At 27.8% G+C, this 24038-nt stretch carries 15 protein-coding genes; 6 read left to right on the top strand and 9 right to left on the bottom strand.

Features of this window, described 5'->3' with window-relative positions:
- Positions 1–39: 39 nt before the first annotated feature.
- The 3 genes from LL038_RS18395 (at position 40) to LL038_RS18405 (ending at position 3440) form a co-directional block, all read left to right on the top strand.
- On the top strand, positions 40–216 hold the full coding sequence (locus LL038_RS18395) for a hypothetical protein (RefSeq protein ID WP_216124504.1): 177 nt from the start codon (positions 40–42) through the stop codon (positions 214–216).
- A gap of 166 nt (positions 217–382) precedes the next feature.
- Positions 383–2581 carry a peptidase domain-containing ABC transporter gene (locus LL038_RS18400; protein ID WP_216124505.1) on the top strand — a complete coding sequence of 733 codons (2199 nt, stop codon included), beginning with the start codon at positions 383–385 and terminating at the stop codon, positions 2579–2581.
- 697 nt (positions 2582–3278) lie between these two features.
- The gene (locus LL038_RS18405; protein WP_216124506.1) at positions 3279–3440 is read left to right on the top strand and encodes a hypothetical protein; all 162 of its coding nucleotides are present in this window, start codon (positions 3279–3281) and stop codon (positions 3438–3440) included.
- Between the two features lie 341 nt (positions 3441–3781).
- Here LL038_RS18405 and LL038_RS18410 read toward each other — a convergent pair whose 3' ends face one another.
- Positions 3782–4441 (bottom strand): DNA topoisomerase, encoded by a 660-nt coding sequence (locus LL038_RS18410; RefSeq protein ID WP_253200278.1) that lies wholly within the window; start codon positions 4439–4441, stop codon positions 3782–3784.
- Positions 4442–5162: 721 nt separating this feature from the next.
- On the opposite strand from LL038_RS18410, the gene LL038_RS18415 reads away from it, so the two are divergent.
- Both LL038_RS18415 and LL038_RS18420 read left to right on the top strand, forming a co-directional pair.
- On the top strand, positions 5163–5600 hold the full coding sequence (locus LL038_RS18415; RefSeq protein WP_216124508.1) for a MarR family winged helix-turn-helix transcriptional regulator: 438 nt from the start codon (positions 5163–5165) through the stop codon (positions 5598–5600).
- 101 nt (positions 5601–5701) lie between these two features.
- A complete protein-coding gene (locus tag LL038_RS18420; protein ID WP_216124509.1) occupies positions 5702–6733 on the top strand; it encodes an epoxyqueuosine reductase in 1032 nt (343 codons plus the stop codon).
- Between the two features lie 329 nt (positions 6734–7062).
- Here the strand turns inward: LL038_RS18420 and topB are convergent, their stop codons facing one another.
- The 4 genes from topB to LL038_RS18440 all read right to left on the bottom strand — a co-directional run bounded on the left by topB (position 7063) and on the right by LL038_RS18440 (position 15656).
- Positions 7063–8727, bottom strand: a complete 1665-nt coding sequence (gene topB / locus LL038_RS18425) for a DNA topoisomerase III (RefSeq protein ID WP_216124510.1) — start codon at positions 8725–8727, stop codon at positions 7063–7065.
- Between the two features lie 357 nt (positions 8728–9084).
- Entirely contained in the window at positions 9085–12021 is a 2937-nt protein-coding gene (locus LL038_RS18430) for a tetratricopeptide repeat protein (RefSeq protein WP_216124512.1), read from the bottom strand.
- 79 nt (positions 12022–12100) lie between these two features.
- Positions 12101–12652 (bottom strand): restriction endonuclease, encoded by a 552-nt coding sequence (locus tag LL038_RS18435; RefSeq protein ID WP_216124514.1) that lies wholly within the window; start codon positions 12650–12652, stop codon positions 12101–12103.
- 688 nt (positions 12653–13340) lie between these two features.
- Positions 13341–15656, bottom strand: coding sequence for a hypothetical protein (locus tag LL038_RS18440; protein WP_216124516.1), 2316 nt, complete (start codon positions 15654–15656; stop codon positions 13341–13343).
- Positions 15657–16649: 993 nt separating this feature from the next.
- Here LL038_RS18440 and LL038_RS18445 point away from each other — a divergent pair.
- Complete coding sequence (locus tag LL038_RS18445; protein WP_216124527.1) at positions 16650–17321, top strand: ribbon-helix-helix domain-containing protein; 672 nt, start codon at positions 16650–16652, stop codon at positions 17319–17321.
- Positions 17322–17518: 197 nt separating this feature from the next.
- On the opposite strand, the gene LL038_RS18450 is transcribed toward LL038_RS18445, so the two are convergent.
- The 4 genes from LL038_RS18450 to LL038_RS18465 form a co-directional block, all read right to left on the bottom strand.
- Positions 17519–19969 carry an AAA family ATPase gene (locus LL038_RS18450; RefSeq protein WP_216124540.1) on the bottom strand — a complete coding sequence of 817 codons (2451 nt, stop codon included), beginning with the start codon at positions 19967–19969 and terminating at the stop codon, positions 17519–17521.
- On the bottom strand, positions 19947–20582 hold the full coding sequence (locus LL038_RS18455; RefSeq protein ID WP_216124541.1) for a hypothetical protein: 636 nt from the start codon (positions 20580–20582) through the stop codon (positions 19947–19949). Before LL038_RS18455 ends, LL038_RS18450 begins: the two co-directional genes overlap by 23 nt.
- Positions 20583–20584: 2 nt before the next feature.
- Positions 20585–22069: a hypothetical protein gene (locus LL038_RS18460; protein WP_216124542.1), complete on the bottom strand. Its 1485-nt coding sequence runs from the start codon at positions 22067–22069 to the stop codon at positions 20585–20587.
- Positions 22070–22819: 750 nt separating this feature from the next.
- Positions 22820–23974, bottom strand: coding sequence for a potassium channel family protein (locus LL038_RS18465; RefSeq protein WP_216124544.1), 1155 nt, complete (start codon positions 23972–23974; stop codon positions 22820–22822).
- Positions 23975–24038 lie beyond the last annotated feature (64 nt).

A 24038-nucleotide genomic window follows, 5' to 3' on the forward strand; every position in this document is an offset into this window, starting at 1 on the left:
ATAAAGCAATAATAAAAAAATTGAAAGGAGGTGATAAATATGAGAGAATTAAGAATTAAAGAGCAAAAGAGTATATGTGGTGGAACAATGTATCAGTTTACTGATTTAACTACAGGCTGGCTTTACACAGATACAAATTTTTATAATTTATATTGCACAAGGGCTGCTGCGTCAAAATTACACCCCACTCATGCTTATAGTACTATAACGCCATAATTACTTAAAACAGTATCAGAAAAAGCTGTCTCATATGAGTCAGCTTTTTCTGATACTGTTTTGAAATTAACTTCGACTATATTATACAATAATTATTATTGTATTTATATTATAGATAAAAACCTAATAAGCAATTAATATAATTTATTAAACGTAAGGAGCAGATATGAATCTGAAAAAAAAATATTTTTGTATTAAACAACATGATATAACAGATTGTGGTCCAGCGTGTATAGTTACTGTTGCAAGGAAATATGGATTGAAAATTCCGATTTCTAAGGTAAGGGAAATCGCTGGAACAGATTCAGAAGGAACATCAGTTTATGGAATTGTGAAAGCTGCTAAAAGTTTAGGATTTACTGCTAAGGCGGTAAAAGTATCTAAGAATGAAGAAATATTTGAAAATTTACAAATCCCTTTAATTGCACATGTAATTATTGATAATATATTACTGCATTATGTAGTAATACATAAAATTACTAAGGAAAGTATTATGATTGCGGATCCAGCTAAAGGAATTGTCAAATATACACCCAAGGATTTTTTTGACATATGGACTGGTGTATTAGTTTTAATGGTTCCAACAGCTGCTTTTAAAAAAGGAGATCAGACTAAAGGTATTTTCGAACGATTTTGGGGACTAATTAAAATTCAAAAAAGCCTATTAATAAAAATATTTATAGCATCCTTACTAATAACATTCTTTGGAATCGGTGGTTCATTTTATTTTCAATTTTTAATAGACGACATACTGCCTAATAATTCAAGTCAAAAATTATTATTAATATCTCTAGCAATGCTTGTACTTATTGTATTTAAGATTGTAACTGAATTTTTAAGAAAAATACTGTTTATACACATGGCACAAAATATAGATATTCCGTTATTACTAGGTTATTATAATCATGTGATTAATTTGCCTATGAAATTTTTTAGCACAAGAAAAGTTGGAGAAATTATTTCTAGATTTAATGATGGAAGTAAAATAAGAGATGCAATTTCATCAGCAACATTAACTTTGATGGTTGATGTTTTTATGGCAATTGTAGGAGGTATTATTTTATATATTCAAAGTTCAAAACTGTTTTTTGTTTGTTCAATACCAATATGTTTATATTTAATTTTAGTATTTGGATTTAAAAACAAATTAGAAAAGGTAAATAGAGATGTTATGGAAGATGATGCAGTATTGACATCTTATTTAGTTGAATCAATAGAGGGAATAGAAACAGTAAAAGCTTTTAATGGAGAAAAAAGAGTAGAGGTAGAAACAGAAAATAAATTCATGAAATTTATGAAAAGTTTATTTAAACATGGTTATACATATAATCTTCAAGATACATTAATGAATGCTGTTAAAGGAATTTTTGGGATATGTATTTTGTGGCTCGGAGGTGTTTTAGTTTTAAAAAGAGAATTAACAATTGGTGAATTAATAAGCTTTAATGCATTACTTGCATATTATATTGGACCAATAGAAAGATTAATAAATTTACAGCCACAATTGCAAAGTGCAGTTGTAGCAAGTGATAGATTGGGTGAAATATTAGATTTAGAATTAGAAAAATCACTAGATGAAGATAAAAAAATAAAGCCTAAATCACTATTAGGAGATATAGTTTTAAAAGATATTAATTTCAGCTATGGGGTAAGAGAACTAGTTTTAAAAAATATAAATATAAGTATAAAGTCAGGAGAGAAAATAGCTTTAGTTGGAGGAAGTGGATCGGGCAAGACTACAATTGCGAAACTTTTAATGGGTTTTTATGAAATACAAAAAGGCGAAATTATATTAAATGATTACAATATAAAAGATATAAACAAGGAAGTGTTAAGAGATAAAATTAGTTACATATCACAAGAATCATTTTTCTTTTCAGGGACAATAAAGAAAAATTTACAATTTGCAAATAAAGATTTAACTGATGAAGATATGATATATGCTTGCCAAAAGGCAAAAATACATGGTTATATAGATAGCTTACCATTAAAATATGAAACCCCTCTAGGCGAACGAGGAAGCAATCTTTCAGGGGGACAAAGACAAAGATTATCACTAGCTAGAGCTTTATTAAATAACCCTGAGATATTAATAATGGATGAAGCAACATCTAATTTAGATTCTATAACTGAAAAGTCAATACAAAGGACGTTAGAAGAATGTTCAGGAAATGTAACGTCAATAATAATTGCTCATAGATTGAGTACAATTATGAAATGTGACAATATATATGTTATGGATAATGGGGAGATAGTAGAAGAAGGTAGTCATAGAGAGTTACTACAAAAAAAAGGATATTATTATAGGTTATGGAGTGAACAAGGCATTGAAGATTTAGATAAAAGTATGCCCTTACCTATATAAATAATTCCGCTAAAAGTTAGTAATCTTTAAAATTCAGCTGCGATATTAATGTAACTCAATTTTAACCTTTCCCTGTAAGGTAGAGAGTGGAAATAATAAAACTTCTCAATCGGCTCGAACCCTAATTTCCATAAGGGTAAGGCCGTTTAATCTTTTTACAACCACTTGTTATTCTAAAAACTAATGAAAAGCCGCTATCCTTTGTTTGAAAACAATAAATTATGATGTTCCTTGAAAAAACGCTGAACCATTTTGTTTGTAAAATTGTATTATAAAATCTTCAATTTCATCAAAAGTACTATTTATGATATGCTGTATAAAACTTTCTTTCTAGACGTATATTCCAATACAAAACCCCTGAAAATCTATTCGAAACACAATTAGCTATAATTTATACAGCATAAGTAATTACAACGATTTAAGTAATTTAAATCACTTTTCTCTGGTTCACGACGTTTTTTAAAGGCTGAGAGTTTTTCTCTATATCCACAACCACAAACAAATATTTATTGAACTTTCTACTAGTTTTAGCATTGTATACGGTTTCTCTAACAATTTCAAGGAATATCCAAAGAGTTAACACATTGTTAACTCTTTGTTCATATTATGAAACGATTTCTGTCACTTTACACCATGTACACTTTTATTTAATTAGACTATTATAATATTATAAATAAAAGTTAATAGGAGGTTTTTTATGATAAAATTATTAAAAGAAATATTTAGTAGCGAGAATATGAGAAATGTTGGAGTGTTAAATTATGTAGCAACTTCAGGTGGATCAAAAGATTCTATTATATTGTATAATGAAGTTTTTAATAAAAATGACTATGAATTGAATATGAAAAAAGTTTCATAGCTTTAGCCATGAAACTTTTTTTATGAAATTTTAAAACACATATATCTATTACATTGTCCCCATAACATCTACAACAACACCCATTCCAATGAAATTTCTTCCGTTTTCCATCTAATGAATAAAACATTTTCGTATAACAATCAAAAATAAAATCATCAGTAATGTTTTTATTATTGTTCAAAAGTACCTACCAAATTCACTACATGCCACTTGCCACATGAGTGTCACCCGCTATTTTAAATTTAACTTAGCAAAAGCCTCAGCCATAGCAGAATTTCCAGAATTGACAGGTTCATCTTTCTTATTCTGCTGATTTAAGAATCTACTAACATCCTTTTTGTTTAAGGCACTCTTCTCTGATTCTCGACGTTTGTTAAAGGCTGATAGTTTTTCTCTGTATCCGCAACCACAAACAAATATTTTATTGTCTCCATCACCTCTAATCTCCATCTTCTTGTGACAAGTAGACAACGTGCATTAGACATTTGTGAAACTCCCTTACGATATCCACAGTCTCTATCTGGGCAAACTAGCATTTTCCCTCTTTTACCGCTAACCTCAAGAAGATTCTTACCACAATCGGGGCATTTCACCCTTGTTGCGTTATCATGCTTATATGCCTCTGTAGAGGCTACAACGTTACCTACAAGTTTTGATGCATATTCTCTCATTTCTTTTACGAAACTCATAGAATTAGCTTTTCCTTTACCAATAAGTTGTAGTTGTTTTTCCCACTTAGCTGTAAGTAACGTCGCTTCATTATATCTAGCAGGTGGCTTAGTTTTCTCATTAACAGACCTAACTGAAGTAAGTTTAACATCTTCCCCCTTATTTATTGGTGGAAGTGATTGATCCTTATCTTCTCCATCACCTGAACTGCTTATTTCTCTCCATCCCTTTGATTTAACTATTTTACCTTTTGCAGAAAAGCTTTCACCCTTAACATTTATAACTAGAGTAGTTTGTTCATACTCAAAAGGTTGACTTAAGAAAAGTAGCATCAGTAATAAACCTTCAAAAAAGATTATATAATAAATGGTGTTAAAAATGTAAAAATACGTTAAAATCAAGTTTAATATGCAAAAAAACGGGAAAATAAAAATCATAAAGAGCTCTTTTTATGCTTAGATTAATATCATAATTAACAGTAATGGTAACTATACCATAAAAAATCAACTAATTTGTACTATAAATTTGAATGTCATTATATGGTTGCGAATATACATATAAACTGTTCATGTAATATATGGACTGTAAACAAATGATTTAATAATTAATTAAATCAAAATAAAATTAGATGGGAGAGAAAAAGATACGGCTAAAAGTCACCCTAAAATAAGTAATTACCATAATCTTAATTTTAATTTGACTTGATTAAAAAAAAAGAACTTAATATATTGGGTTTAATTATATTTGAATATATTATCTTTTTAAGAATAATCAGCGATCTTCTGGTACTTGACAGTGTTATATAAAAATGATATTCTTACTACAAACAATATTAACGTGTATGTACACGTAGCTTGAATGAGGTTCATGATAATTATTTGTATATAAATATGTTAAGGATACAATTTCAAGAGCTAAGGCAGATTAATTAGGACTTAAACCGCTGTTTATAATTAAATCTTATGCATCAGTATGAGTAGCTCCAAAAATAATTGGTTTGAAGAAATAGTAGCATATGAGACATTATAATCAAAATTAGAAAAAGGTGATAATATGAATAGAAAAATTTATGATAAACAATCAGCAGAATGTATTTGTATTAATTTACGAAGGGCTTCACAAGCAATTACAGAATTTTATGATGAGCTGCTTGAATCAAGCGGTCTAAAAATAAGCCAATATTTATTACTTAAAAATATAAAATGTCTAGGCCCCGTAAATGTGAGTAATTTGGCTTCGGAGATTAGACTAGATAGAACTACCATTGTACGAAATCTCAAGCCTTTAGAGGTTGGAGGATTCATTATAGATATTTCAACAAAGGGTTCTCGAAATCGGCAACTAAAGCTTACAAATAAGGGCCTTGAAATCTTGGAAACGGCGGCGCCACTTTGGTTAGAAGCTCAAAATTTTATTGAACAATATTTAGGCATAGAAGAAAGGAATACTTTTGTAGCATTACTTTCTAAGATTGAAGCATTAGTGCCTTAATTTTTTACAATAAATGTGTATGTAAACACATAGTTTTGAAAATATATAGTAATTAAAACATGAGTATTATATAAATATAAATTAAGGGGGAGTAATTAGGTATGGAAACAATTGAACAAATCATTCAAAAAAAAGCTTACGAATTGGGCTATGAAAAATGTGGTATTATTCCAATTAATTTGATGGAAGGTTATGCTGAAAAATTTGAGGAGCGCATGCAAAAAGTTCCGGAATCCAGGCCATTTTATCAAAGTCAGCAGCGCCTAGTTAATCCGCTGGAGGTATATCCATGGGCAAAATCTGTGGTAGTATTTACATCATCGTACGGAAAATACAGAATTCCAAAAGAGGTAAAGGGACACATTGCTAAGTCGTATTTATTTGATGTACGTGTAGATACAAATACAAAAGAATATCAAAATAATCGTGCATTAGAAAAGTACCTGCAGGAACTTGGTTTAAAGGTAGGAACCAATCAGAAATTTGGAGTAGTGGGAATGCGTTGGGCAGCTATGCAGGCTAAAATCGGGATAATTCGCAGAAATAATTTCTTATACACAGAGTCTGGTTCATGGGTTCATCTTGAAGCCTGGGTCACTGACCGAGAAATGGAGTTAAAAGAAACAAATAATATTTCTCAGTGTCCAAAAGGATGCAATCGTTGCATGGCATCCTGTCCAACAAAATCTCTTTCTGATCCATATACCATGCTGCCAAATACCTGCATTTCTTTCCTCACAACATTTGGCGGACGTAATCTGCATCAGGAACCATTAAGTAAAACCTTCGGAGACTGCATTTATGGATGCGATATTTGTCAAGATGCGTGTCCTATGAACGCGGGAAAGTTGAAGGGGGTGGATGAATTTCCAGGTCTTGCAGAATTGGCTCCTGAATTAACTCCTGAAAATATTTTAAATATGGAGGAAGATTTTTATCGTGAGAAAGTTCAGCCAAAATTTTTCTATTTATCACCAGAAGAACTTTGGAAATGGAAAGTAGATGTATTAAATTATATGCGTAATAACTATACGGAAAGTTATAAGCCACTTATTATAAATGCATGTAAAAACAAAAATGAAAAAATATGTGAAATGGCGAACTCAATTTGCAATGAACTTTGTTTACAATAATTTATTGACAATGCAATGCCTCTGTAATACATGATGAATTCTGGAATTAGCTGCTTCGAATAGATCTTCAGGGGTTTTGTATTGGAGTATACGTCTATGAAGAGTATTCATCCATTCCTCGATGAAAGAGATATTGGGTATTCCATAGTGATTATCCTCCTGTGTGTTTTAGTTTAGATGATTAAAGCATAACACAGAATTAATCCACTATGGATTTTTTAAATGGATGAAAAAAATTCACGACATTTGCAGCATTACTATTCATTTTTTCTTAATAATTAAAATAACACAAGGTATAAAACATATACCTTGTGTTTTGCTTTGATTTATTATTTTAAATTAAGTTTCGCAAAAGCCTCAGCCATAGCAGAATTTCCAGAATTGACAGGTTCATCTTTCTTATTCTGCTGATTTAAGAATCTACTGACATCTTTTTTATTTAAAGCACTTTTTTCTGATTCTCGACGTTTGTTAAATGCTGATAGTTTTTCTCTATATCCGCAACCACAAACAAATATCTTATTGTCTCCATCGCCCCTAATTTCCATTTTCTTATGGCAAGTAGGACAGCGAGCATTAGACATTTGTGAAACTCCCTTACGATATCCGCAGTCTCTATCTGGGCAAACTAGCATTTTACCTCTTTTACCGCTAACCTCAAGAAGATTCTTGCCACAGTCAGGGCATTTTACCCTTGTTGCGTTATCATGCTTATATGCTTCTGTAGATGCTACAACGTTACCTACAAGTTTTGATGCATATTCTCTCATTTCTTTTACGAAACTCATAGAATTAGCTTTTCCTTTACCAATAAGTTGTAGTTGTTTTTCCCATTTAGCTGTAAGCTCTGGTGATTTTAAATCCTTTGGAACTAAACCTATTAACTGTATTCCTTTTGAAGTTGGATGAATATCCTTGCCTTTTCTCTCCATATAGAAGGTATTAAACAGTTTTTCAATTACATCTGCCCTAGTTGCTGGAGTTCCAAGTCCTGATGTGTTGTCTAAAGCTTCCCTTAAACTATCATCCTCTATATTCTTTCCTGGATGCTCCATTGCTGTAAGTAATGTTGCCTCATTATATCTAGCAGGTGGCTTAGTCTTCTCATTAACAGACCTAACTGAAGTAAGTTTAACATCTTCCCCCTTATTAATTGGTGGAAGTGATTGATCCTTATCTTCTCCATCACCTGAACTGCTTATTTCTCTCCATCCCTTTGATTTAACTATTTTACCTTTTGCAGAAAAGCTTTCACCCTTAACATTTATAACTAAAGTGGTTTGTTCATACTCAAAAGGTAAGCTTAATACTTCTAAGAACCTTTTTACAACTAGGTCATAAATATTTTTCTCTTCTCTATTTAAACTTGATAAATCTACATGCTGCTCTGTTGGAATTATAGCATGATGATCTGATACCTTGCTATTATCTACTAGTCTACTTGTAGTATGTATCCTACCTTTTATTATGCTTCTTGCGAATTTCTCATATGGTCCTATAGCTATGCTCTTTAACCTATCAAGTAATGTAGGTACAATATCTGTAGTAATATGCCTTGAATCTGTTCTTGGATAAGATAATATCTTATGATTTTCATATAATCTCTGCATTAAATTAAGAGTTTGTTTTGCAGAATATCCAAATTTTCTATTTGCATCTCTTTGAAGCTCTGTTAAATCATATGCAAGTGGTGGAAGTTCTTTTTTAGAAGCCTTGTTTAACTCAACTACTTTTCCCATTTGATTATTTACTTTAGCTGCGACATCTTCTGCCTTTTGCTTATCAAATGTACGTGAGTCTCCATTTTTACTTGACCAATGAACTGTAAAATCATTTACCTTTCCATTTACTGTCCAGTAATCCTTCGGAATAAATTTCTTTATTTCATTTTCTCTTTCAACAATAAGCGCTAATGTTGGTGTTTGAACTCTTCCTGCTGATAATTGAGCATTATATTTACAAGTTAAAGCCCTTGTAACATTAAGTCCTAACAATTAAGTAACTTATATAAATTTAATGAAACTACTAAGCCCTTTAAAATAAACAATATCTAGTTTCATTAAATATATTTTCATAAAACCATATTTAATTACCTATTAACAATAAATTTTTAGTGTTCCCGCTCAAATGCATTTCAGAAGCGTCTTTTGCTGAATCTCCAATCTACTTGAGTAATCTATGCTTCATTGGGCAAATGAAATCATGGGGCTTGCTATTAGTCAATATTAATGGTATGGTACGTCGGTATTTGTTAACTACTTTAATAAACATTAAGTTCTTTTTTCCAACAGTTTTTATTTGTTTGTATAACCAAAACGTCAGTGTAGTTAATACTTTTTTTAGCTAATATATTACCTGAATTGTTTGAATTTTTCATTAAAAAACTCTGCATTTTTCTCATTAGCTTTGACTCTATACAAAGAACTTAAAACATAATACACGTTTTTTAAATTGGCATTCTTTTTATATATTGACATTTCATATACTTTTCTTGATTTTTCAAAATATATAATTGCATTATTAATATCAGTTTTACTTAAGTACATTGACGCCAAATTAAAGTAGGTTGTTGCTAATGATATGTGAGAGGGTTTATATATCTTTTCAAATATGTCTTTGCATTTTAAGCCATATTCTAAAGCTTTATTTAAGTTTTTATAATCTTCAAAAATTAAGGATAAATTATTGTATGTTGTTGCTAATAGATAATGATTTTTGGGTAGTATCTCTTCTCTAATTTCTTTAGCCATCATTCCATACTTTAGGGCTTGTTCGAAATCTTTCAACTCATAATATAACATAGACAAATTATTATATGTGGTCGCTAATAGAGGATGTTTTTTATTATATTTTTCTTCACATATTTTTTTATCCTTCAATGAATACTCCACTGCTATTTCAAATTCTTTCTTACTATTGTACACTGCAGATAGGTTGCTATAAATTCTAGATAATACTATATTATCTTCATCATATATTTCTTCACCAATATTTTTAGACAATAACCCGTACTTTAACGCAGTTTCTAAATCACCAGTTCCAAAGTACATTATAGATAAATTAGTATATTGTTTTACTAAACTAGGATGGCTGCTAGTACAAATTAATTCGTAAATCTCTTTCGCCATCTCTCCATATTTTATTGCCTCACCTAACTCATCTTTATCTCTATATACCAATGAAAGATTAATATATGCTACCCCTAATGATAATTGATTATTTACAAAAAACTTTTCCTTTATTTCTTTTGATTTTAATCCATAATCTAATGCCTTTTCAAAATCTCCTCTCGTTTGATAAATTAATGTTAAATTACTATATATTATTGCCAGTGATGGATCATTTTGTCCATACAGTTGTTCATTAATTTCCTTAGATTTCAATCCGTATTTTAAAGCTTCTTCCAAGTTACCTATTTCTTGATATACAATTGATAAATTACCATATGTCGTCGCCAACTCTGGATCATTACCATCATATATTTTTTCACAAATCTCTTTAGATATTAATATATATTCTTTCGCTTTCTCCATATTTCCTGAACTAATAAACACAGTTGATAAATTGTGATAAACTATAGCTAACCTATAATCATCTTTATCTAAAAAAAACTCACAAATTTTTTTAGCTTTCATTAAATACGCTAACGCTGTATTAAAATCTCCAATAGAATTATATAGAAGGGACAAATTTGTTAATATACTCCCAGTTTCAAAAGTTTCCTCATCTATATACTTCAATACACTTAAAGCATGGTTTAAAAATTTTGATTTCTCTAGCCTATTCTCCCAAGGTTCACATTTTAATTCAATAGCCAAATTTTTCATCAATACCTTACATACTTCACTTGAAGGTGGAAACTCAAGCCTTACAATTTCTTGAATAATATGATGACATTTTATCACTGTTTTGTTATCTATTTTCGCACTATCCAACCAACCTTTTTGAATTAATTTATTTATTTCATTATTATTATCCAGTTCTAACCAAGTGTTGATAACATTTCTTTCAATGAATTCTGATGACAAAACCGATAAATTGGTCAAAATAAATTTTTCACATTCTCCTATATTTACAAACACAAATAGATTGCGGATATGATTAAATAATAAATCATATTTCTTTTCATGCTCAACTGAATCTGATATTATATCATTTAGATTAAATCCGAGTTCAATAATCAACTTTAATAATGCGTCGATGCTATAGTCGCCCTCCTCTGCTGTCTTTGCAAGCAATTCAATACTCAATGTATGATATCCAGATAACTTTATTATTTGATTTAATTTTTCATCATTGTGCTCACCTTTGTAATATTGATAAAATAATTCACAACACTTATTTTCACTTAAGAACCCTAGCCTTAATTCTTCAAAACTCTGAATAACTTCTCTTGAAGTTAAAATCACTTTAATATTACTACTAAAACTATTCAGCAAAATATCATCATCATTGGTTTTATCAGATTCATAATTATCTATTACCAATAAGGTTGTTCCCTCTAATAAATTCAGTTGCTCTATAACTTTTCTAAATCTTCCTTCATCGGATTCCTTATCTTCAAATTCAATTCCTACCTTTAATTGATTAAGCACTGAAAATTTCAAATTTTGGTTATAATCAATCCATCCAAAATGGTCATAAGATTTAGCAGTATATTCATTCCAGTAAAATTCTTTAGCCAACTCTGTTTTGCCAATACCACCCATACCATTTAAAATCAATGTAACATTTGATTTTAAATTCAATTCTTTCAGCTCTTTTAGCTCTTGATCCCTACCAATAAAACCTTTCTTTTTGGGAGGATTAGGTGTTAACTGTCGTAATTCTCCCTTAAACATATTCGGGTAATATTTTGTTAACAGTGACTTATACATTACTATTTTTTTTGATATGCGACCCCATCCCCAATATTCAATTTCAAAGCTTTCGCACTCTGAAAGTTTTCGCACGTGTTCTTGAAGTACTGCATCATCCTTATATGTAGACGCAAATATTAGCTTATTAAACTTAAACAATAGTTGTCTAGCTTTTTCTACATCTTTATTAATATCTGCAATTAAAGCCTCTCGATTTTTTGCTTCTAAAATAGTAATATCTTTTTCCTTGCACTGTATAACCAATTTCGTGTTCTTATTTCCCAGAACATCTATCCCTTTCTGGCTCTGACCTTTTCTCCCAAATAAATAAAATTCATTTGTATTATATATCTCGTTAAATAAATCTGTAATAAGTTCTTCAAAATCATATTCATTCTTAATTGGCGGTATTATCTGATATTCATTCATATTGAGACCCCCCTTTCAATTTAGCAACACAATAATTCTGTGTTTTAGATAATCTTTATTTATAGCAAATAAAAAGTTATTAGTTCTCTATCTCTTTACTTATTGCCAATTGTTTTGACTTTATAGCATCTTTTGAAAAGTGATTGACAGTTGTTACAAATATACAATTTCTACTTTCTGCAAGCATTGTTGCTCCCAATAACTCCCCAATTTCTTTTACTGATTCTACTTTTTCGGCAACAGTCCTTCTTTTCACTTGAACAATAGTAGACTTTCCCGATTGAATAAGTATAAGATCTACACCTCCATCATTAGATTTTTCAACTAACCTAACATCACAATTATAATGTTCTTTAAACACTGAAGCTACTAGTTCTTCCATTTTTTTATCCTTTATATTGTAAATATAATCATTGTTTTCGGAAATATATTTTCTCAAAGTAATAATTGTTACTTCTTTTGAGTTAAGTCCAAATTTTTTTAATATAGCACTATTTATTTTATTTTCCCAATCCTTGAATTGTTGGTATTTATGCTGATCATCCATATAAGAATATAAAGAATGCTCCCACCATCTGCATGTATCACATTCCCACACCTTCTCACTTTCTTCAAATGATACATCTTCCACCTATTAATAGATAAACACAAATAATTAAACATAATTGGTATTTCCTTCTCACAAAATGGAAACCACCCTCTTTTATTAAAATAAATTTCTGTTTATACTTTCAAAAGAGTTCATTCCATATGAACCATATTGTTTATCATATTCACTATAATCTAATATCATAAAATACTACCTCACCATTTCTAATCATTAACATAAATTCAAAATTTATATATTATACACATTGTTACACTAAAACTCACACCTTAATTTACCTTATACTTTTTACATTTTTTTTTAGAAAAAATTGTTGATCATTTCTTAGGTATTATCCTTTTTTCTATATTTCAAATAACCTATCTCAATAAAAGAAATTCCCATATTTATGGTGCATATATGCACAGATTTCCATGTATTCCTTTTAGAATTCTTATGAATTACTTCAGTATGTGTACATTTTTTTAATATACATTATAGTTCCCATTTCATGGTTGCTTTAAATTCTGAAAATATACTTTGTCTAATTAACAACAATTACTCGTTTTTTTTATGTATATCATAATTAGCTTAATTTAGTAAGTTACCCAGACCCAATCCATTAATCTTTTAAAAATATTCCTGATTTATCAATAGAATTTATGGGATTCATTTATTCATCCTATTGTGTAGATTATTATGGTTACGGAATAATACTAATCAAATTGTCCTATTAATCTGTAAATATATATTCTATATCAAATAAATCCTTTATTAACTCTTCATAAGAGTTGGTATCTTCCTTTGTAAAATTATATTTTTCTTTAGTACAAACACCATTATTACTCATTACAGTATATATATTACCAACTAAATCTATTTCATCAAAAATCATTTGATTGTTTATATGAATATTTTTACATAAAATAGAATTATTTTGTAAGAGCATCATCCTATCTTGAATTAATGAATCTATATATGTTGATACTACATTCTTTATTAATGAAATATTTTCTTCAGCTACTTCATCCTCAAAATCTGTTATATTGCTTACTATTATATTATCTATCTCCTCATTAAGTAATGAAATAATTTCTAATTCAATCTCCCATGAAGTCAAACGATCTAATTTAAATATTTCATCTTTACTTAGCATTAAATTTATATTTTGTTTAATACTATGCTCATGTAAAGGGATAAACTCTTTTAATGCATTAAAATTTAGATAATTATAATAACGTCTTAAATTATTAAAATCTAGTATTAATTTATCTAGTTTATAATATGTAACCATACCTTGATTACCAAAAAACCTCATCGTCAAATCGGAGTTTCGTTCTTTATCATGGCCAAAAGGTTTATGACTAAGTAAATTCTCATAAATAGATTCTAATAAGAGATCGTTTTTAATATTAAGTTCAGAAATATAATAAAGATAATAGTAATTTATTTCATCACCATCAGCATAAATCTTTAGTTTTAGAAACTCTTGATTTAATATCTTAAAATTAATGAACTCCATTGTACATATTTCGTTTACTTTTCTTAATATTTGCAATTGTTCTAAGTAAAGAGTGGACTTCAATATAGAACCTACCTCAACATCATTTTCACTTAAGTAATGAAATATATAATCGTTTATAGATGGGTTCATTATTTTAATTGAATTATTTACCTTTATAATTAAAGAATCTGCTAGCCTATTAGCACAATCATTGTATATATTTATTGTAGTGTCATAGTTTTCCTCATTATTTATTCGTACATTAAAGCTTTCTTGTAATATCACTTCTAATATAAAATCATTAGATAGAGAGTATAGGGTATTCATAAAAATTCGATCATACTTTTTGAACTTCTCAAATTCCTCTTTCCATATATCCTTAGGATTATCAAGCGATTTTATAATAAATTCAAAATATGAATCTACTGATATTTCTTTAACCTTATTCTTTCTAGTAATATATTCAATTATCCTTGGATTAAAATTAGCATGTTTTATAATTTTTAGATACCTTTCATCCATTTGTATTTCATTATAATATTCCTGTGATAGTCTATTAAAATAAATATGTTTATAAAGCATTTTACCCTTTTCTAACAAGTTCATTTCATTTACATTAAGTATGTATTTATTTACGTTGATATCTATAATGAAATTATTAAATCCTTGATTATTATTTAATGCTTCATTTAAAATCGTAATTCGTGAATTCAATATTAATTTTTTGTTGTTTTTATTTGAAATATAGATAATTAGATTCTTTAATTCTTCTAACTTTGACATATCCAATTCAACATAATGTTGACCTAAAAAATCATCTAGTAGTATTATTTCCTTTGAATCATCTAGTAACATATTCTTAATGTCACGTACTGATTTATTGCTTACATATCTCAATGTATATTTTTGAGAAGCAAAATATGCTAATAGCATCTTCGATAACGTAGTTTTCCCAACCCCTGGTTCACCAGATAACATGATTAAATTTTCACTTTCTAAAATTTTTATAGCTTCTCTGTATGCCCTTGTTTCTACAAATAGTTCGCTCTTTCTTTCAAAATCATACATTAGTGTAGATATGTCTATATTGGAACTATTATTAGAAATAATATTTAATATATCACTAGATATTAACCATAATTTATAGTGAGTTTTAACTATCTCAATATTATCCAATAAAATTGAGTCTAAACGACAAGCATCGTATATATCTTCCTTCGATCGCATAAAAGGTTTAAATAAGTTGTAAATGTCATTCTCATTTTGAGGGGTAAGACAAAATGAGGTAACTATTATATACCTCTTAGGCTTTAACTTTTTCACTTTTTCTTGTTCTTTTATTAAAGAATTCCTTAGAGAAGAAAAATTACCATGTACAAAATGCTTTACTTGTATGATTATATCATTGCCAACATAACCTCTAATATCGATACCACCATCACGGCCTTTGGTATAAGTTCTAAGATCGATACCCAATGCTTTCTCCATTATATCTTTGCTTAATAACTCAAATTCATGACTTTCCATATTAATAAAATTATACATATTAATAATTCTCCAACAATTTTTTAAACTTACTCTTTATCAAATCCAATATTCTCATAATCATTCTCCTTAAAATATCTTTTTATATTAGTCATAGATAGTACAGAGTTAATTTTCAAGTAACATTTATTCAAATCCGTAGATATAAATTAAATAAATATACCAACCAGTACCTATTATAAAAATAACATAATCCTAATCCATAATAAAGTATTTTTCATTAAAAGTTTTCATCCATATTTCTTGAAATTTCTCATTCGTCGAAATGTCCTCATATAAATTTGTAACATCAACTTCATCGCTATCATACCAGAGCAATACAAATCATTAGTTCTCATTTTCTATTGAAAAATATCCTTCATACTCTAGTCTTATCTATTTTTGACATATTGAAAATCTTGCTTATAAACCATTATTTCACCTGAATAATTTGTTCTTGTCAACGATTTAAACTAAACCCCTTCTATAGAAATCATTAATAATCTCTTTTTCCCTCCATCGGTTTTTATATAATCCATTAACGTTTGAATATAACTAGTCAGATTTAACAGAACTAATTACCACATTAACAATATTTTAATTTTTCGGTAAGAACTTTGTGGTATCACAAGTAAGATTTTACTGACCCTTTCAAGCATTTCTCTTCTCAATCTATCCCTTTGTTCTGAGTCCAATTCAACGCACATTTATCTGATCCTTTATATATTCAAATATATTTGTGTCCAAAAGTATTTCATAGTTATCGTCACAAATAAATAACTGATTTTCCTATTATTAAGTACCATAATTCGTATTATTAATATTTTATTTTTACATATCTTTCAATGTGTTTCTATCTTAAATTATTATATTCCTAACTTAAATATTTTTATAATAATTTTAATTTTGAAACACTCTCTCTTTAGAAAATTCTTGACATTTTGTGGCCACGATATTATAATAATATTGTGGTCACAAAATCATTATAAAATTTAATTTTAAGAGGTGATACTTATGCTTTATAAAAAACCCGGACGCCCCACTGATTCTGTAAAAGATAGCTTGCTTAAAGTAAGAGTTGATATCGACACGCTCCAAGCACTTGACGATATAGCAAAAAAAACTCAGAAAAATCGTTCAGAACTAATCCGTGAGATTTTACCAATTATTTCAAGTAAAGATTATGAAAATATGATTTCCACAAGTTCATTACAAAGATTGGAACAGTATTCAGTAGCTTGCAATGATTATTTTGAAAATCCAAATTTAAAAATAAATGTTAAAGATGTATCTTCTAATTTTCCAGCCTTTGTTGATACAATTGCACCCAGTCCTATACTATACATCAAATACCCAACTTACAAAATTCGTATTTTAATCACTAGTTATAATTCGACTACTAATATTCTTGAACCGTTGTTTAAAAATATTGATGGTATGTCAACTATATATTTAACACAATGCTTCCAATTTCAAACAAATCAATCACAACCAAAAATAACCTTTTTCCCTGAATTAATGTGTTTAAAATCAAATTTGGAAGAAAATACAACTTTGAAAAATGTAATTTGCTCCATTTTGATGCAAAATAATATTCAATATGAAGTTTGGCCTGCTTATAGTATTGTTGGAAAAAATGTAACGATATTGAACGAAGATAATCAGTCATACATTATAAATACCTAGATTTAATTTATAAAGAGCGATGAAATCTCAGCGCTCTTTATCTTACTATTTGCTTTCTGGCTTATATCAGAAAAAAAAGATAATTTAAAAAGTAACATAACATATAAGTGAGCTCATAGATAAATACATTTATTATTTTTGGGATGATATATATCATGGAAATCTCTAATTTATAATAGTCTATAACATAAAATGCTCTAGTTAATTCCAAAATACTCAACCTTATTATCCATATCAAATACCTCCCCTCTTGCGTAGGAGTTAAATTTATAGTTGATGTATTCAATATTAAAGCTTTTCATTTTGTGTAAAAATAGTTTTTCCAAATCACCATTACAAGTTGAAAAGAAAAACTGATTTATTACTCCGTCATTTTGATAAAGCTGATATTTTATTATATCAACAAAGGATAGAATATTCATATCATCCATACAGCTAGTTACATCATCAATGAAGTACGTTTTAAATGGAGTTTCTTCGTTACGCTTAAACATATTAGCAAAAAAATATGATAACATAAACACCCCAAGCTGACCTTGACTAAATGTATTAAGGATATTATTGCCACTTTGATCTGTAAATGTTGCTCCACCTGCGACCCTTGAAGAATCTCTTTTAAAGTTAATATTTCTTATGGCAGTATGTTTAATCACCTTTGTAAAAATCTTATACAAATAAGGTCCCACAGCTTCCAGTTCCAATTTTTCAATAACTGACCTTTTTTTATCAATTTCACCACTGATTTTTTTAGTCTTCTCATTATACATATTTAATTCAGTAATTTCATTGTCAATAAATGTATTATCATCAATATACTTTTTAATCAGCAACTCTTTTTTATGTATCTTACTATTATTCAATATATTAGTAATAAATAATAGCTTTTGATTAAATTGTTTAAAAGTAAAATTTGATACTAAAAGCTGTACATTGCAAAGTTGCTTCATGTCTATCTGCATTTTTTTCAATGAACTTATTCTTATATTATCTAAATCGGCCTTATAATCAATAACTGTAATAATATTTTTAATCATCTCTAAATCAGATTTAACAAATTTTTCATTTTTAAGTTGTTTTATTGTTTCAGCCTTACTTTCCTTTATATTTTTTTTATAGTTTTCATCAATAGATATATTTGCTTTTTTAAGTTTATCAAAAAAGTCCTTTGTCTTTTTATAATATTCATTGAAATTTGTCTTCTCCCCTTCATTTACTTTTAATATCTCATTAATGTGTTCATTTATATATTGCTTAAATTCCTCAAATTTTATATTAATATTTTCTATACTTTCTTTTTCATCTTTTTTCATATTTGCCAAATTCGACTTATTTTTATTAAGATAAATTTCTGCTTCTACTGCAAGATCAGTAGTTTTTGATATTTTAATGAATTTTTCATCAGAACCACAAAGAGGACATTTCTTATTTTCTTCATTTCGATATTTAATAATTCCTTCTTTATTTACAACTAAATTTGATAAAGCAGTAATAATTTCATTTCCTTTTTCTTTGTCCATTATATCGGATTGCTTCTTATGTAATTTTAGTTCAATATCTAATATTGAATCCTTCATTATTATTAAATTAGCCTCTATTTCAGAATAGATTTCTGCAGTAATATCTATATCAGAAATTTTTTTCGAATTTTTCACATTTGTTATTTCATCATAATTATCTTTTATCTTAATCTTAGTATCTTCAAGTATTTTAACATCATAGTATGAATTTTCAATTGCAATATGTAAATCGCTTTCTTTAATATTAACAATTTCTATCAATTCGTCAAGATTCTTGTCTTTTTCTTTTGCTTCATAATATGAAATAATCTCTGGGATTTTTGATTCAACTATATTATATCCACATATTCTAATATTACCTAATTGTTCTCTTACCTTTTCAATACCATCATTTCCAATACTTAAATCTTCCTCTTCATAAAATTTAATTTGAGGATAGTCAACAGATTCCAACTCAGTTATAATAGATTCAAGTTCTTTTTTTTCAGTATCAATTTTTACTTGTGATGTTTTACTTGTTTTTAGAGAATTAACATTATTTGATATTATAACTTGTAGTTCCATTAACTTCTTATTAAAGTTATCCGCAAGCGGTTGTGGTTTAATAAAATCCGAAAATTCATTTTTAATCTCCTGCCTACTACTATTTAAAAAATTGTGAGATTTATAAATATCACATACATGGTATTTATAAAATTTATCATTTGCTATAAATAGTTTAATCAATGAATCTATCTCAAGTGAAACATCTCCTTCATACTTTAATTCCGTTTCTACATACAAACTATCTTCCTTCTGCTCTCTAAAAACTTTTACCTCTTTATTGTCTATTTCTAAAGTCATTATTATCTTTACTATATCTTCTTTACCACTGTCACTATTTTTAATAATCCCTTTCTTATTTTCTGCTCTATCTATCTCAGTCTGCTTTGTATTTCTTTCCCCATAGCATTTCTTAACTCGTGAAATATTTCCAGTTAAGCACCACTCGATCGCATCAATTAGGGTTGTTTTCCCAAATCCATTCGCACCTGTAAGAAAAACTACCTTCTTATAACCAAATATAAATTCTTGATGTCTATATATTTTAAAATTATCTATAGTTACTTTAGTTATTATTATCAATTTCACTCAACCACCTATACAATTTATTAATATCTTCAGACTCCAATTTTTCTTTCTTGCATATAGAATCAATTTCAATATCTTTAGGTAATAAATTTTCAAGTTCTCTCTCCATTTTTTCTATTTTATCGTTGTCAAAAGGTTCAACAGCTGCAAAATAGAAAGGTATCATAGCTTTATCATCGTTGTTAATTTCACCTTTATTATTGCATATCAAAAATAACTTTCTGCATATTTTTATAGATTTTTCAGCCTCGAATCTAAAATTGTCATCTTTATTTCCAATTTCATTTTTACATAGTATTATTAGAGAAATATTATATTTTAAAAATTCCATTCTATCCCTGTATTCTTTACCAAAATTCACAAAATTTAATACTCTATCTTGCCATTCATCACAAATTTTTTCTATTAAACCTACATCAAGGTCAAAACAATCTAAAACCAAAAACATTTCACTTTTCGTTTTATGAATAAATACTTCTACTAGCGGTTCTGAATACTTCCGTTTTTCACCTTCTACTAAAACATCTGAAAAAGCATCGATACTTTTATATACGTCGTTATCCATTTCAATAATTTTTTCATAATCTTCTTTAAAATATTTATAAAGACTCATCCCTAATCCCCCTTAATGCAATTAAAATCAAAAATACATCCACACAAATTTACATCTTTTATATCCATTTCTCCTTGACCGCATGCAATACAGTCCATACATTCTATCTTAAAACAATCTTGTTCCATATGTAAAAGACTAAAATCGCCATTTATTTTAGTGTCCTTTATTTTGTTTATATCAAATGAGTATGGATATATGCCTTTTAGTTTTCCTTGAAGGTACCATTTTTGTGGTTTTAAACACATTTTTGAAATTCTAGGTAGAGCTTTTGATGCCTCACGGCTTGAATCACCATTCCCTGAAGAAAGAATAATTACAGGATTCGCTTTTTCATGTAAAAATTCAAAAAAGAAACAGTCATCATTTTCCTTAATATATTCACTAAAATCTTTGCATCCAATATCAAATAATATTTTCCAAATGGTCTTAATAAATTCATTTATATTTGTTTTATGCTCTAAAAATCTATCTGTCTCTGACTTTACATTTCGTTCATAACTCTCCCAATTTAATTCTTCATATCTATCAGTACTAATTGAATTTAAAAACTTAAACCTTTGTTTTTTAGTTTTAAGGTTTTCCATAAAGAAATCTTTAGTAGAGAAATATATTTCTTTATATGTCTCTACATTTTTATCATGTTCAATCTCGGAAATTATTTCAGAACAAAACTCATCAATATAGCCTAAAACTATAAATTTAATTCTTTCGTTACATTTTCGCTCATCTATACCAACTATCCCATTTATATAGTTAATTAATAGTATTTTTGTCATATACCTTTTTTTGTAATCTTCTAACTTCTTATAGTAAGATGTTTGTATATACTGTATAGCAATTGCTAATAAAATGTCTTCTACATTTTTCTTTTCTATCATTTGAAACAAAGTTGGATCAACTACTACATTGTTATATAACATAGTTTTTAACATTTTCCTAGTATCTTCAATGTTTTTCTTTTCTTTTTTTTGAAAATTAAATTCATTGAGAAAATTGGTACAGGCAACTTCATCAAAGATTAATTCTATTCGACTTGGCATGTTACTACACATATTTAATCTTTCTTTAATATTTGATTTATTAATCATATTAAAATCGTTTTCTTTTTTTATATAACTACTATTGACTTCTATATTTACATCTGTATAATTTTTAGCCTGATACAGACAATATGTTGTTACTTCTTTTTTATGACTCTCCATTAATTTAAATTTTAAAAATTGATAAAACATATTTTTATAAATTTCTTGAAATTCTAAATTTGACTCTGGGTAGTGCTTTACTTGATATATCGATATATCATCAGAATTCTCAATTAATATATCTTCTACCCATTCTACATATATTTTATCTTCTTGATTAGAGGTCATTATTAAATCAATTGCTAATAAATCCTGATATAAAAATCCTCTGATTTTATCAGATGCATCTCTAGCCCTTTCTCCTATACGAAGTATTCCAGCATATTCCTCGCTCTTACACATGTTATCTACCTCCTATGTTTATTGAAGTTTCTCTAGTTTACAACATTTACTTTGATTTATCACCATCTAATTTCATATATATTAATATAATGAATATAAATTACTGCAACCATATTCATATTCAAATTTACTTAACTCAATATTTTGCTTTTAAGCCTGTCCTATTTTTTTCATAATTTTTTATCTTTTTACAATATATAACAACATTCCATATCCAACTTTCTAAAAAGACACTTAGCTCTATTATACTACAAAATTTGTCATTTTTACTAAAATATTTGTTAGACCATTCATAAAATAAGTATCTACACCCATTCCTTTACAGGTATTACCATCTATAACACTAATTCTATCGAATTACTACTTTATCACATATTTATTATCTACCAATTTTATATAAAGAATCTCTTTAGTTTAAAACAAAATAAATTACTGTTTAAATTCTCTTTTACATTTTTCTAGAACAATAGACGAATATAAGGAGTTTGCGCATACAAATTATTTTCACCCATACGCTTTTAATGCCATATTTTATAAAAGCTCATACCTTAATTCCTCCTTATAACTAATTTCTTCGCATTCTCCTAATTCATTAAGATAAAATGCTTTTATATCCTCATACGATAACTCTTCAAAAAGAGATTTAAATAGATCAATATCTTTTTTTATACTCTTTATTTCTTTCTTCCTTTTAATTATTCTAAAATTATGCTAATACTTGATTGTTTAAATCTTTAATGCTTTAATGCTTTAATCTACATATCTCTTAAAAATCGTCCCTGTAAAGATACCAATGTATGTAGCCCCCAACAACATTTCTATACTAGCCACAACCTCTCCGAAACCCTTTGGTACAATATTTCCATATCCAACTGTTGTAAAAGTTATTACTGATAAATATACCGATTGCAGATAATCATCTAATGACCAATTGAATCCAATTCTAAAATTATAACTGACTGTTCTAATACCAACTATTTCAAAACCAAAATATAGGTACAGAATTGACGAACATAAAATAATTAGTATACAATTTAATATTATCCGTTGAGGATTAATAAAATATCCCGTTGTATACCAGAAGATTTTTTTTGATAATTTGTTAGCTCCATATGTTGAAATTAAATCTAGGTAATTATATAATTCATAATACAAAAACTTTTTTTCGTCATTCTTTCCTCTTAAATATTGATAATATTGTTTAGTAGCAACTACAAATGTTCTAATTGCTCCTTTCTTAAATTCTAAATCAAAATAAAACTCTCTGAAGTGTGAAGACTCTTCATCTCTCAAGATAATAAGTTTATCATCTGCTACAAAAATGCACTCAATATTTTCAGATTTTTCTAAAGTCAACCCAGTTGAATTGGATAAATGATTTAAGACTATAATCATTGATTGTGAGCAACTAACTAAGTTTAGTATCTGTGTTTCTGCATATTTAGTATTAGCCAGTTCATCACAATAAAAGAAAAAAAGCTTATGATAATTGAATAAGAATAGGCCTTTACAAAGAGAATTCAAGATATAAATTCTAGTTTCATTATAAATGATTTTATCTTCAGTAAAGTTCATTTTAAATCGATTAAATTCGCATTCAAAATAAAATATAACATCTACATCTATTAATAAAACGTCTAACCCACTGAATTTACAATTTATAAAACATACTGTCTTTTTAAAATCATTTGCATCTGAGGATAATATTTTTATTAACTTTGCTTTATTCCCAATATTAAAATCTTGATTTCTAACTATATCGCAGTTCCATTGATTAATTTTTATCTTGTGCTGCCCTACTTGATTTGATTTAATATTCCTGCAATACTCACTTAGTGTCTTATTGCTTAAATCGATTTTTATATTGAATTCTTCTTTATATTTCCTGCTTTTACTAAATTTCAATCTTATTTTCTCCCCCTACTATTAATTATATTTTGATTATTTTCTATTTTAAATTTTCGTATAA

The sequence above is a fragment of the Clostridium estertheticum genome (genome assembly GCF_026650985.1).
GTDB lineage: Bacteria > Bacillota > Clostridia > Clostridiales > Clostridiaceae > Clostridium_AD > Clostridium_AD estertheticum_C.

What these genes read in the sequence shown, in the direction of transcription:
- LL038_RS18395 (WP_216124504.1), top strand. Translation starts at nt 40, where the DNA reads ATGAGAGAATTAAGAATTAAAGAGCAAAAGAGTATATGTGGTGGAACA.
- LL038_RS18400 (WP_216124505.1), top strand. Translation starts at nt 383, where the DNA reads ATGAATCTGAAAAAAAAATATTTTTGTATTAAACAACATGATATAACA.
- LL038_RS18405 (WP_216124506.1), top strand. Translation starts at nt 3,279, where the DNA reads ATGATAAAATTATTAAAAGAAATATTTAGTAGCGAGAATATGAGAAAT.
- LL038_RS18410 (WP_253200278.1), bottom strand. Translation starts at nt 4,441, where the DNA reads ATGCTACTTTTCTTAAGTCAACCTTTTGAGTATGAACAAACTACTCTA.
- LL038_RS18415 (WP_216124508.1), top strand. Translation starts at nt 5,163, where the DNA reads ATGAATAGAAAAATTTATGATAAACAATCAGCAGAATGTATTTGTATT.
- LL038_RS18420 (WP_216124509.1), top strand. Translation starts at nt 5,702, where the DNA reads ATGGAAACAATTGAACAAATCATTCAAAAAAAAGCTTACGAATTGGGC.
- LL038_RS18430 (WP_216124512.1), bottom strand. Translation starts at nt 12,021, where the DNA reads ATGAATGAATATCAGATAATACCGCCAATTAAGAATGAATATGATTTT.
- LL038_RS18440 (WP_216124516.1), bottom strand. Translation starts at nt 15,656, where the DNA reads ATGTATAATTTTATTAATATGGAAAGTCATGAATTTGAGTTATTAAGC.
- LL038_RS18445 (WP_216124527.1), top strand. Translation starts at nt 16,650, where the DNA reads ATGCTTTATAAAAAACCCGGACGCCCCACTGATTCTGTAAAAGATAGC.
- LL038_RS18455 (WP_216124541.1), bottom strand. Translation starts at nt 20,582, where the DNA reads ATGAGTCTTTATAAATATTTTAAAGAAGATTATGAAAAAATTATTGAA.
- LL038_RS18460 (WP_216124542.1), bottom strand. Translation starts at nt 22,069, where the DNA reads ATGTGTAAGAGCGAGGAATATGCTGGAATACTTCGTATAGGAGAAAGG.